We start from the raw sequence: 12,493 nt of genomic DNA, 5'->3' as shown, positions 1-12,493 counted from the left end.
CTCAAACCACGGCCAGCAAGGCTACGCCGCAGCAGACGAAGAGGGCGCCTGTGGTCACGATGCGCGGGGACGCGGTGGCGTGCAGGGACTCCAGTGCGGCACGCAGTGCAAAAAAGCGGCCGCGCGAAAGCTGGCAATCGTTCATGTGTGCGGCCAGTGCCGTGAAGTCACTGCTCACATGCGCATTGCTCATGGAATCATGGTGGGCGGAAAGGCGGCTGACCGCCTCGGCGTGTGGCGTAGACATGGTTCAGGCTCCAGGGGGGTGAGCGCCAGCAATGCCTTGGGCAATGCCGTGTGGCGTTAAAACCCATCTTAGGTTTCACCTGCGGTCGCCGCCATCGGATTCCACTGGAAGACCTGTAGGAGTAGTCCGACAGTGTGGTCCGCGGGCTTATTGCCGCCGGATCTTCCGCGCGGACCGGGCCTGCCAGAAAAAGAACGGCAGTCCATGCTGTCGTTTCTGGACAGGAAAATCGCATGGCTGGACGCCGGAGCGAACGGGCCGGCTTGCAGGCATGGCGGCGAACCGGTGATCCCGGCTCAGTGACCCAGGTCTGCCACCAGCTTGTTTGCCGCCTGAACGGCCTCCTCACGGGTGGGCCAGGTCCTGTCGCTGTCGTGCAAAGGCGGCATTGATTCCACGTGAATGACGGCTATGTACCAGGGACCGTCAGGGACATGACACAGCCGGGCCATGTAGTGCCGGCCGCCCGCGATGCCAGGGACGTATTCCTCCAGCGGCTCCGGTTCTTCCATTTCTTCCGGTTCTTGTGGTTCTTCAATTCCCATCGGGGTTCTTTCCAAATCCCGATTATCCGCAACCCGACCCGCGCTTCGGGGTCTGACGCTCAGTCCTTGAGGTCCACCCCCAGAAGTGCCAGCTTTTTCGCATACGAATCCCTGCGTTTTGCTGCCTTGGAGGCTGTTTCGACGGCCGCCTGAATCGCCTTGGGCCCTTTGCTTGCCACCGCTTTGATCAATCCGGCCTTGTGGGCAGCCTCTGCCTGCGCCCTCCTGTAGGTGGCGATGAGTTCGGCATGGGCAGTGGATGGATTCACAGGGACCTTGTTGGCTAAAGCGTCATTTTCTGCGCTTTGTTGCGCCCATCACCGTTGACGGAAATTCTAAGGAAAAAAGGCCGCCAGCCCTTATGAAAAGTGCGCCAGCAGCTACTGAATCAATAGCAACCTCCGCCTGCGCAGCGCAGCTCAACCGGTGTTGCGCAAGCCCGCCGCGATGCCGTTGATCGAGATGTGAATGCCGCGCTGCACGCGTTCGTCGGCCTTGCCTTCGCGGTAGCGGCGCACCAGCTCGACCTGCAGGTGATGCAGCGGGTCGATGTAGGGAAAGCGGTGGCGGATGGAGCGCTGCAGGGCCGCGTTGTTGGCCAGGCGCTGCTTGTCGCCGGTGATCAGCGTCAGCGCTTCGGCCGTGCGGTGCCACTCGACCTCGATCGCGCTGAAAATCTTCTTGCGCAGGCGCGCGTCGCCGACCAGTTCGGCATACCGCGAGGCCAGCGCCAGGTCGCTTTTGGCCAGCACCATGTCCATGTTACTGAGCAGGGTGCGGAAAAACGGCCACTGCTTGTACATCTTCTGCAGCAGGGCGAGCGCTTCCTTGCGACTGGCCGGTGTGCCTCCCTGGTCGAGAAACTGCGCAATCGCCGCGCCAAAGCCGTACCAGCCCGGCAGGGTCAGGCGGCACTGGCCCCAGCTGAAGCCCCAGGGGATGGCGCGAAGGTCCTCGATCTTCTGGGTGGCTTTTCTGGAAGCGGGCCGGGAGCCGATGTTGAGTTCGGCAATCTCGCGGATCGGTGTCGCGCTGAAGAAATACTCGGTGAAGCCCGGGGTCTCATAGACCAGCGCACGGTAGGCGCCCATGCTGGCCTGCGACAGCTGGTCGGCCGCTTGCAGAAAGGCCTTGGTGGCCGGCTTGGTGGGCTGCAGCAGGGTCGCTTCCAGCGTGGCAGCCACCAGGGTTTCCAGGTTGCGCCGGCCGATTTCCGGGTTGGCGTATTTGGAGCCGATGACTTCGCCCTGCTCGGTCAGGCGGATCTGCCCGCGCACCGTGCCCGGGGGCTGTGCCAGGATGGCCTGGTAGCTGGGGCCGCCGCCGCGCCCGACGGTGCCGCCGCGGCCGTGGAACATGCGCAGCTGGATGTTGTGCGAGTTGGCGAGCTGGTCGAACAATTCGACCAGCGCGATCTCGGCGCGGTACAGCTCCCAGTTGCTGGTGAAAATGCCGCCGTCCTTGTTGCTGTCGGAGTAGCCGAGCATGATGTCCTGCTCGGCGCCGCTGCGCTGCACGAGCCTGGCGATGCCGGGCAGGGCATAAAACTCGCGCATGATGGGGGCGGCATTGCGCAGGTCTTCAATCGTTTCAAACAGCGGCACGACGATCAGGTCGTTGCTTGCAGCGCTGTCCAGCGTGTTGTGCATCAGACCCACTTCCTTTTGCAGCAGCAGCACTTCCAGCAGGTCGCTGACGGTTTCGGTGTGGCTGATGATGTAGTGGCGGATGGCCTCCTTGCCGAAACGTGCACGCGCCGTGCGGGCCGCCTCGAAAATCGCCAGTTCGCCGGTGGCGTGCGCCGAGTAGGTGGTGCCGACCACACGCAGCGGCCTGGCGTCGTTGAGCAGTTGCAGCAACAGTTCCCGCTTGGCCATTTCGTCGAGGCCGGCGTAGTGGGGCTCGATACGCGCGACGGCCAGCAGCTCGGCAACCACTTCCTCGTGTTTGTCCGAGCTCTGGCGCAGGTCCACCGTGGCCAGGTGAAAGCCGAACACCTCCACCGCACGGATCAGCGGGTGCAGGCGCTGCGCGACCAGCGCGCCGCCGTGGTTGGCCTGCAGCGAGGAGGCAATCGTGCGCAGGTCAGTCAGAAAGTCCCCGGACGTCAGGTAGGCGTTTTGCGGCGCCACCGCATGGCGCGCGGCTTCGGTGCCGGTGAGATCTTTCAGTGTGGCGGCCAGCCGTGCGTAGACGCCGGTCAGCGCGCGGCGGTAGGGCTCGTCGAGGCGGTGTTCGTTGGTGTCGGGCGAGCTTTCGGCCAGCGCCCGCATCTGCGGCGTGAAGTCCACCAGCATGGCCGACAGCGAGAGCTCGCCACCCAGGTAATGCACCTCGGTCAGGTAGTGGCGCAGCGCCACTTCGGCCTGGCGGCGCAGGGCGTAGTTGAGGGTGTCCGCGCTGACGTTGGGGTTGCCGTCCCGGTCGCCGCCTATCCACTGGCCCATGCGCAGAAAGCTGTGCACCGGCTGGTTGCCCAGCGCACGTTCGAGGTCGGCGTAGATTTTGGGAATTTCACGCAGAAAGGTCGATTCGTAATAACTCAGCGCATTCTCGATCTCGTCGGCCACCGTGAGTTTGGTGAAACGCAGCAGCCGGGTCTGCCACAGCTGCATCACGCGCGCGCGCAGCTGCGCTTCGTTGGCGGCGAGTTCGCGCGGCGTCAGCGCGTCGCGCGCCGCATGGACGGCCAGGGCCAGCGCCTTGATCTCGTCGCGCGCCGTCAGCAACTGCGCGATGTCGCGCTCGGCGTCCAGGATGCTCTTGCGCTGCACCTCGGTCGGGTGCGCGGTGAGCACCGGCGAGACAAAACTGTGTGCCAGCATGTTTGCTATTGTTTTGGGAGCTATTCCCGCCCAGCGCAGGCGGGCCAGCGCCACTTCGATGCTGCCTTCCTGGGTGTCGCCGGCACGTTCGTGAATGGCGCGGCGGCGGATGTGGTGCCGGTCCTCGGCCAGGTTGGCCAGGTGGCTGAAGTAGGTGAAGGCGCGGATCACGCTGACGGTCTGGTCGCCGGACAGGCCCTTGAGCAGCTTTTTGAGGGCCTTGTCGGCCTCGTGGTCGGCGTCGCGGCGAAAGGCCACGGACAGCTTGCGCACTTCCTCGATCAGCTCGTAGGCGGCCACCCCTTCCTGCTCGCGGATCACGTCGCCGAGGATGCGGCCGAGCAGGCGGATGTCCTCGACCAGCGGGCGCTCGTTGTCCCTGCTTCGGGCGCGCGGGCGTTCACTGTCTTTGGCAGATCCCCCGGTTTGTTCCTTGGGGGGGGTCGCACGCGCCGTCGTTACCATGGTTCACCTCGTGTTGGCTCTTGTTTTGCAGTGCAGCATGCTAGCATCCGGGCACCCCCCAAGATTACAGACAGGTTACGAGTGAGCGCAGCTTCTTCCCCTTCCCTCCGCGTTGTCATTGCCACGCGCGAAAGCCGTCTCGCCCTGTGGCAGGCCGAACACGTCAAGGCCTTGCTGCAGACCCGCCTGGGCTGGCAGGTCGAGCTGCTGGGCATGACCACGCTGGGTGACCAGATCCTGGACCGCTCGCTGAGCAAGGTCGGCGGCAAGGGCCTGTTCGTCAAGGAGCTGGAAACCGCGCTGCTCGACGGCCGCGCCGACATCGCCGTGCATTCGCTGAAAGACGTGCCCATGGACCTGCCAGACGGCTTTGCGCTGGCCTGCGTGCTCGAGCGAGAGGACCCGCGTGATGCACTGGTGTCGAATCATTTTTCGTCGCTGGACGAGCTGCCGCCCGGCGCCGTCGTCGGCACCTCCAGCCTGCGCCGTCTGGTGTTGCTCAAGGCCCTGCGGCCGGACCTGAAAATTGAACCCCTGCGCGGCAACCTCGACACCCGCCTGCGCAAGCTCGACGAAGGGCAATACCAGGCCATCGTGCTGGCCGCCGCCGGCCTGAAACGCCTGGGCCTGGCTTCGCGCATCCGCTGTGCCTTCGATCCGGCGCAGATGCTGCCGGCCGCCGGGCAGGGCGCACTGGGCATCGAAGTGCGTGCCGACCGGCAGGATCTGCTCGAAGCGCTGGCCACGCTGGCGCACCAGCCAACCTGGCTGGCGGTGACGGCCGAGCGCACCGTGTCGCGTGCCATGGGGGGCAGCTGCTCGATGCCGCTGGCCGCCTTCATCCGCGAACCGCAGGGCGACGAGATGTGTCTGGAAGCCGCCTGGGGCGAGCCCGGCGCGGACGGACAAGGCGTGGCCGGCCAGCCGCTGGTGCGTGCCGAACACCGCGCGTCGGTGCATACCTTTGCGGACGCCGAGGCCCTGGGTGAACGCGTGGCCGCTTCCTTGCGGGCCGGCGGCGCCGTCTGGGCCGCCCCTGCGCCGCAGCCTTGAACGCTGTGCGTGTCATCGTCACCCGGCCTGAGCGCGAGGCCGCCGGCTGGGTGCAGTCCCTGCAGGCGCACGGCCTGCAGGCCGAGGCGCTGCCCCTGATCGAGATCGCTGCGCTGCCGGAGTCGCCGGCCCTGCAGCAGGCCTGGCGCGAGATCGGTACCTATTCGGCCTTGATGTTTGTCAGCGGCAATGCCGTAGACGGATTTTTTGCATCCAATCAGGCTGCGGCCCTTGTGCAGAAGGCGCAAGCAGCTACTGATTCAATAGCATCAATGGCAAGCGCGGGGCCGCGCTTTCTGGCGCCCGGTCCGGGAACGGTGGCCGCGCTGCGCCGTGCGGGAGTACCCGAGGCGCTGATCGACGCCCCGGCGGCAGACGCCGGGCAGTTCGACTCCGAAGCCTTGTGGGCGGTGGTGAACCAGCGCCATTGGCAGGGCCAGCGCGTGCTGATCGTGCGCGGTCATGGCGCAGGCAAGGACCAGGCGGGCGGGGCCGGGCGCGACTGGCTGGCGCAGCAGTTCGCCGCCGCGGGTGCCCGGGTCGAGGTGGTGGCGGTGTACCAGCGCCGCGCGCCGGTTTTCACTGAATCGCAGCGGCAACGCATAGCAGCCGCGGCGCACGACGGCTCGGTCTGGCTGCTGAGCAGCTCCGAGGCGCTGGCCCACCTGCCGGCAGGGGACTGGTCGCGCGCCCGCGCCGTCGCCACCCACCCACGCATTGCCGAAGCGGCGCGTGCCGCCGGCTGGGGTGTTGTTGTGCAGTCACGTCCGGAGATGGCGGATATCGTGGGCTCGATAGAATCAATACCACCATGAGCGACAGCGAACCCGTCCCCCCTCCCTTGCCGGTGCCCCTGGCCGAGCTGCCAGCCGCACCAGCGGCGGGTGCGGGGCGCCGTTGGCTGCTGGTGACCGGCTTGGTGGCCATTGCCGGCCTCGTGCTCAGCATCCTGCTGTGGCAAAAGCTCGGCAACATCCAGGAAGAGCTGGCCAGGCGCAGCACCGACGCGACCGCGCAGTCCATCGAGGCCCGCACACTGGCGCGGCAGGCGCAGGAAGGCACGCGCGAACTGACGGCGCGCCTGGCACTGCTGGAGACGCGGCTCAGTGAGGTGAGCCTGCAGCGCACCCAGCTGGAAGAACTGATGCAAAGCCTGTCGCGCTCGCGCGATGAAAACCTGGTGGTCGATGTGGAGTCTGCACTGCGTCTGGCCCAGCAGCAGGCCCAGCTGACCGGCGGCGCCGGGCCGCTGCTGGCGGCGCTCAAGTCGGCCGACCAGCGGCTCACGCGCGCCGCGCAACCGCGCCTCAATCCGCTGCAGCGCGCCATCGCCCGGGACGTGGAGCGCATCAAGGCCACCACGGTGACCGATGTGCCCGGCCTGCTGCTCAAACTTGATGAACTGACCCGCGCGGTGGACGATCTGCCGCTGGCCAACGCGATGGTGACCGGCGCGGCCGCCGCCCGTTTGGTGGCGCCGGCGGCTGCACCCGTGCCGGCCAGGCCCGCTTCCTCAGCAGGCACCTCCATGGCCTGGCTGGACAGCCTGGCGCTCAGGGCCTGGTGGCAGCGCACGTTGCAGGGCTCGCTGGACGAAGCCCGCGGTCTGCTGCGCGTGAGCCGCATCGACCAGCCCGACGCCGCGCTGCTGGCACCCGAGCAGGCGTTTTTCCTGCGTGAAAACCTCAAGCTCAAACTGCTCAACGCCCGGCTCGGCCTGTTGTCGCGCCAGACGGCCAGCGCCCGTTCCGACCTGGCCGCCGCCGGCGCCTCGCTGGCAAAGTACTTTGATCCTGCGTCGCGCAGGACCCAGGCGGCAGCCCAGCTGCTGCAGCAGGTGCAAAGCCAGATGAAGTCCAGCGAGTTGCCGCGCCTGGACGAAACCCTGGCCGCGCTGGCCACGGCGGCCGCGGGCCGCTAGGAAGCCGGGCTCGGTATGCGCAGCGCTCTCTGGCTCCTGGCCCTGTTCGGCATTGCGGTGGCGGTGGCGCTGGTGGCCGGCAACAACCAGGCGGTGGTGACGCTGTTCTGGCCGCCGCACCGCGTCGACATTTCCTTCAACCTGCTGGTGCTGCTGCTGGCCGGCCTGTTCACCCTGCTGTACCTCGCGCTGCGTGCCGTGGTGGCGGTGTTTTCGCTGCCGGCCGAGGCCAGGCGCTGGCGCGCCCAGCAAAAAGAGCGTGCCATGTACGCCGCCTTCATGGACGCGCTGTCGCACCTGATGGCCGGGCGCTTTATCCGCGCGGCCAAACTCGCGCAGAACGCCATCACCCAGGAAAAAAGCCTCAGCCTGCTGGCACGCGCCTCCGGCCATGTCGGCGGCTACACGCCGGCGCGCGCGACCCAGCTGCGTCTGCTGGCGCACCTGCTGGCTGCCGAAAGTGCGCAGGCCCTGCAGAACAAGGCCGAGCGTGAAGAGCAGTTGCAGCAGGCGCTGGAAGTCAGCAGCCACCGGATTGCCCAGGAGACCCGCGAAGGTGTGCAGCTGCGCGCCGCACGCTGGGCACTCGACGACCGGGACCCGCTCGGCGCGCTGGCGCTGCTCAACCAGTTGCCGCAGGGCGCGTCGCGCCGTACGCTGGCGCTGCGCACCAAATTGCGCGCCACCCGCCAGGCCGGGCAGATTCCACAGGCGCTGGAAACCGCGCGCCTGCTGGCCAAACACCGGGCTTTTTCGCCCGCCGCCGCGCAAAGCATTGTGCGCGGGCTGGCACTCGAGCTGCTCGGCGGCGCCCATGATCCGGCGCAGTTGCAGACCGCCTGGCAGTCCCTTGACGCCGGCGAGCGCGCCATGCCCGAGCTGGTGATTCACGCCGCCTCTCGCCTGATGGCACTGCACGGCGACGCCGACCTGGCCCGCAGCTGGCTGCTGCAGGTCTGGGAACCGGTGATGCGGCCGCACTCCGAGGTCAGCGACTCCCAGCGCATCAAGCTGATCCGGGTGCTCGAGCAGGGGCTGGACTCCATCGACGCCGCCTGGCTGGCACGCATCGAGACGGCGCAGCAGTTGCGGCCGCGCGATGCCAATGTCCAGTACCTCGCAGGCATGGCCTTCCTGAAGCGCCAGCTCTGGGGCAAGGCCCAGCAACTGCTATCCCAGGCCGTGCTGGCCCTGCAGGACGGCACCCTGCACCGCAATGCCTGGCACGCGCTGGCACTGCTGGCCGAGCAGCGTGGTGATGCGGTGGCTGCGGCGCAGGCTTACAAGCGGGCGGCCGAGGTGGGGGTTGCCCGGCGGCAACTCACTTTTCTTTTGCGTCGCCAAAAGAAAAGTAAGCAAAAGAAAAGGCGACCCTGCTGTCTGCGTCCCTCCGCTTCGCTACGGGCGACCTGCGGTGCTCGGTCCAGCCGGGGCCGGGCTCGAACTCGCTGCGCTCAGACAATCGCCCGTCCTGATCCGGCTGGACCTGCGCTCCTCGGCGCAGCCAGAAGGGGGTGGGTTCGGGTGCGGGAGCGGATTCGGATACGCCATCGGACTCCGGCGAGGACGCGCAAAGCGCGTCCTCGCCTCCCCGTATCCGCATTTGTATTCGTTTCCCCCACCCGTCGGGCTGGGCCGAGGAGCGCAGGCAAAAGCGGATCAGGGCTCGCGATTGTCTGAGCCGAAGGCGAGTTCGAGCGGGACCCCGCTTTTGTCGAGCACCACAGGGTGCCCGCAGCGAAGCGGAGGGACCCAGACCATCGGGTCGCCTTTCTTTTCCTTAGGTGTGGTGTTCGCCTAACTTCGCTTCGCGAAGTGAGCGAACCCCGCGCGTGCAACGCGCCTTTGGCGAGCAAAGAAAACCCGCTTTGCGGGTTTCGCCAAAAGTAAGTCGCCCGCCGGGGCGAGACCCGGCTTGCTGGCAAACCCCATAAAGTCGAGGCTTGTGATGGCTTGACCTCGTTGCGTCGGGAGCACGAACGCACGCCCCCAGTACAGACGAAAAAAAGGCAGCCCGAAAGCTGCCTTTGATCTGAAGTGCCAAGCCGGCACGAACGGCAGGATTACTCCGTGCGTTCACCCGCTGCTGGCGCGGCAGGCTGCTCAAACGGCAGGGTCATGTCGCGCAGGTCGCGTTTGGTTTCGACCAGCACCAGCGGGCTGGCGTCCAGTTGTGGTGCCGGTGGGCGCTCGCGTGGCACATGAATCGGTTTCGGTTCGGCGGCCATCGCCGCTTGTATTTCCGCGATCTTGCTGGCGTCGGAATTGACCCATTGCAGACCCGAGGACTGGGCCACCTGGGCCAGGTCCTGCAGCGGCAAGTCGTAGGTCTGGACTTTCGGCAGCGCACGTGCTGCGGGTGCAGCAGCGGCTGGCGCGGCGGCCGCAGGCTGGACGACGGCGGGTGCGGCGACAGGCGCCGGTGCTGCCACCGGCATTGCCGGAACGGGCGTAGGCACGGGTGCCGGTGCGACAGATGCTACAAATTCAGTAGCTGCCGGTGCACGTGTTTCCTGGGCTGCGGCCTGATTTGGCACAAAGCTTTCAGCGACAGCAGCCGGGGCTGCACCTTCGGCCTGACCCTCGGCGGGCTGGTCGCTGCGTTCTGAACGCTCGCGGCGGTCGCGGCCATAACGGTCCCGGCTGCGGCGCTCGCGCGGCTGGCGGTCCTGGCCTTCTTCCTGACCTTCAGCGCGCGGCTGGACGTCGGTGGAAGAAGCTGGCACCACCGGGTTGCCGGCTTCATCGAGACCGGCCACGACGGCGGGGTGCGCCGCATCAAAGCTGTCGGCCTGGGCGCCGGCCGCGGGTGCGGTGCTGCCGTCCGTGCGCTCATCACGACGCTCGTTGCGACGGCCTGCGCCGCGTTCACCGCGTTCGCCACGCTCACCGCGGGCTTCACCACCACGCTCGCCGCGTTCACGGCGACCCTGGCCTTCAGCGCGCGGCTGGCGCTCGCCGTCACGACCGGCGTCCTGAGCCGGACGTTCCTGGCGCGGCGCGGCATCACCTTCGTTCATGGCTGCGGCCATGGCGGCCTGGTTGGCCAGGGCCAGATCCTGCTCGATGGAGTCGCGTGCCGGACGGTCGGCACGTTCGCCACCGCGCTCGGCACCTCGTTCGCCACGGCCACGGCGGCTGCGTTCACCACGTTCGCCGCGGCCTTCGCTGTCGCCCTGGCCTTCAGGACGCGGTGGCCGCTCTGCGCGCTCGGGGCGGGCCTCGTTGTTGCGGCCTTCGGGCCGTGCTTCACCGGCGGGGCGTTCCTGGCGGGCACCTTCGGCGCGGCCATCGGCATTGCGCTCGCGGCGCTCGCCGCCACGGCCTTCACCACGTTCACCACGTTCACCACGTTCACCGCCACGCTGGTCGGGACGGGCTTCGCCGCGTCCTTCGCCCGAGCGGCCTTCGCTGCGGCCACCACGGCCGCCACGGCCGCCGCGTTCACCCCGGCCGCCACGGTCACCGCGCTCGCTGCGTTCACCCCGTTCGCCGCGCTGCTCGTCACGCCGGCCTTCGCCGCGTTCGTCTTTTTTGACTTCCTTGACAGGCGCCGGTGCGGGTGCAGCTTCTGCGCCTACAAAAAACTCCTTGATTTTGGCAAAGAAGCTTTTTTCCGCCGGGGCGGCAACCACCGGCCGGACCGGCTGGGCCGCCACCGGGGCGGGCGCCGGTGCCGGCTTGGGCACGACGATGGGTGCCGGTGCATCGGGCAACACACCCTTGATGATGGGTTCCTGCTTGTTGTGCTTTTCCTGGCTGCGGCGGGTGACCGTGGTCGGGTCTTCCATTTCCTCGGCCATCTTGTAGCTCGCCTCGATGTTGTCCAGGCGCGGGTCGTCGTGTTTCAGGCGCTCGAGCTTGTAGTTCGGTGTTTCCAGCGTCTTGTTGGGCACCAGCAGCACGTTGATGCGCTGCTTCATCTCGATCTTGGCGATCTCGGAGCGTTTTTCGTTGAGCAGGAAAGACGCGACATCGACCGGCACCTGGCACAGCACCGAGGCCGTGCTGTCCTTGAGCGACTCTTCCTGGATGATGCGCAGGATCTGCAGCGCCGAGCTTTCGGTATCGCGGATATGGCCGGAACCGCCGCAACGCGGGCAGGGGATCGATGCGCCTTCTGACAACGCAGGCCGTAACCGTTGACGGCTCATTTCCATGAGGCCGAACTTGCTGATGGTGCCGAACTGCACACGCGCGCGGTCCTGGCGCAACGCGTCGCGCAGGCGGTTTTCGACGTCGCGGCGGTTGCGAGACTCTTCCATGTCGATGAAGTCGATGACGATCAGGCCACCGAGGTCGCGCAGACGCATCTGGCGCGCGACTTCGTCCGCGGCTTCCAGATTCGTGCGGGTGGCGGTTTCCTCGATGTCGCCGCCCTTGATGGCGCGCGCCGAGTTGACGTCGACGGAAACCAGGGCTTCTGTGTGGTCGATCACGATGGCGCCGCCGGAGGGCAGCTGCACGGTGCGGGCATAGGCCGACTCGATCTGGTGCTCGATCTGGAAGCGGCTGAACAGCGGCGCGTCGTCGCGGTAACGCTTGACGCGGTGCTCGTGCTCGGGCATCACGTGGGCCATGAACTGGCGGGCTTGTTCGTAGACGTCGTCGGTGTCGAACAGGATGTCGCCGATGTCGCTGTTGAAGTAGTCGCGGATCGCGCGGATCACGAGGCTCGATTCCTGGTAAATCAGGAAGGCGCCCTTGCCACCCTTGCCGGCGCCGTCAATCGCGGTCCACAGCTTGATCAGGTAGTTCAGGTCCCACTGCAGTTCGGCGGCGCTGCGGCCGATGCCGGCGGTGCGGGCGATGATGCTCGAACCTGCCGGGTATTCCAGCTGGTCCATGTTTTCCTTCAGCTCGGCCCGGTCTTCGCCTTCGATGCGGCGGCTGACGCCACCGCCGCGCGGGTTGTTGGGCATCAGCACGACATAACGGCCGGCCAGCGAGACAAAGGTGGTCAGGGCGGCGCCCTTGTTGCCGCGTTCTTCTTTTTCGACCTGGACCAGGATTTCCTGGCCTTCACGGATCACGTCCTGGATGCGCGCCTGGCTGACCGACACGCCCTGGGCGAAGTATTGCTTGGAGATTTCCTTGAACGGCAAAAAGCCGTGGCGGTCTTCACCGTAGTCGACAAAACAGGCTTCGAGCGAAGGCTCGACACGTGTCACGACGGCCTTGTAGATGTTGCCCTTGCGCTGTTCGCGCCCTTCAATTTCGATTTCGTAGTCGAGGAGTTTTTGTCCGTCGACAATGGCCAGGCGGCGTTCTTCCGACTGGGTGGCATTGACCAGCATGCGTTTCATGGGGTTTCCTTCGTTCTTCTGTTCTCAAACATCACTGCCCGAAAAACGGGCAAACGACGCCGGGAGCAGACGTTGTGCGAACGTGGGGAATTGCCGGAGAGCTTTTGACGAAGCTACGGCGACTGAAAATC

8 protein-coding genes and 1 pseudogene are annotated in these 12,493 nt (G+C 66.7%); 4 read left to right on the top strand and 5 right to left on the bottom strand.

Going from position 1 to position 12,493, the window contains the following annotated elements; all coding sequences use genetic code 11:
- Position 1: 1 nt before the first annotated feature.
- From B7X65_RS07490 to ppc, 4 genes are all read right to left on the bottom strand, one after another.
- A complete protein-coding gene (locus B7X65_RS07490; protein ID WP_293593666.1) occupies positions 2 to 247 on the bottom strand; it encodes a hypothetical protein in 246 nt (81 codons plus the stop codon).
- A 296-nt stretch (positions 248 to 543) separates the two neighbouring features.
- Positions 544 to 792 carry a hypothetical protein gene (locus tag B7X65_RS07485; RefSeq protein ID WP_293593665.1) on the bottom strand — a complete coding sequence of 83 codons (249 nt, stop codon included), beginning with the start codon at positions 790 to 792 and terminating at the stop codon, positions 544 to 546.
- Positions 793 to 851: 59 nt separating this feature from the next.
- Positions 852 to 1,061 (bottom strand): hypothetical protein, encoded by a 210-nt coding sequence (locus B7X65_RS07480; RefSeq protein WP_293593664.1) that lies wholly within the window; start codon positions 1,059 to 1,061, stop codon positions 852 to 854.
- Between the two features lie 150 nt (positions 1,062 to 1,211).
- Entirely contained in the window at positions 1,212 to 4,082 is a 2,871-nt protein-coding gene (gene ppc / locus B7X65_RS07475) for a phosphoenolpyruvate carboxylase (RefSeq protein WP_293593663.1), read from the bottom strand.
- Positions 4,083 to 4,163: 81 nt separating this feature from the next.
- Between ppc and hemC the strand changes: the two genes are divergently transcribed.
- The 4 genes and pseudogenes from hemC to B7X65_RS07455 form a co-directional block, all read left to right on the top strand.
- Positions 4,164 to 5,135 (top strand): hydroxymethylbilane synthase, encoded by a 972-nt coding sequence (hemC, locus tag B7X65_RS07470; RefSeq protein ID WP_293593662.1) that lies wholly within the window; start codon positions 4,164 to 4,166, stop codon positions 5,133 to 5,135.
- On the top strand, positions 5,132 to 5,950 hold the full coding sequence (locus B7X65_RS07465) for a uroporphyrinogen-III synthase (RefSeq protein WP_293593661.1): 819 nt from the start codon (positions 5,132 to 5,134) through the stop codon (positions 5,948 to 5,950). Before hemC ends, B7X65_RS07465 begins: the two co-directional genes overlap by 4 nt.
- Entirely contained in the window at positions 5,947 to 7,056 is a 1,110-nt protein-coding gene (locus tag B7X65_RS07460) for a uroporphyrinogen-III C-methyltransferase (protein WP_293593660.1), read from the top strand. The genes B7X65_RS07465 and B7X65_RS07460 overlap by 4 nt, the downstream gene beginning before the upstream one ends.
- A 15-nt stretch (positions 7,057 to 7,071) precedes the next feature.
- A pseudogene (locus B7X65_RS07455) lies at positions 7,072 to 8,358 on the top strand (heme biosynthesis HemY N-terminal domain-containing protein); the annotation flags it as partial.
- Between the two features lie 761 nt (positions 8,359 to 9,119).
- On the opposite strand, the gene B7X65_RS07450 reads toward B7X65_RS07455, so the two are convergent.
- Positions 9,120 to 12,362: an Rne/Rng family ribonuclease gene (locus B7X65_RS07450; RefSeq protein WP_293593659.1), complete on the bottom strand. Its 3,243-nt coding sequence runs from the start codon at positions 12,360 to 12,362 to the stop codon at positions 9,120 to 9,122.
- Positions 12,363 to 12,493: the final 131 nt, after the last annotated feature.

It is taken from the genome of Polaromonas sp. 39-63-25, assembly GCF_002278925.1.
In the GTDB taxonomy this organism is placed as follows: Bacteria; Pseudomonadota; Gammaproteobacteria; order Burkholderiales; family Burkholderiaceae_C; genus Polaromonas.
Note: the sequence above shows the minus strand (reverse complement) of the source record. Positions and strands in the feature narration are given on the sequence as shown.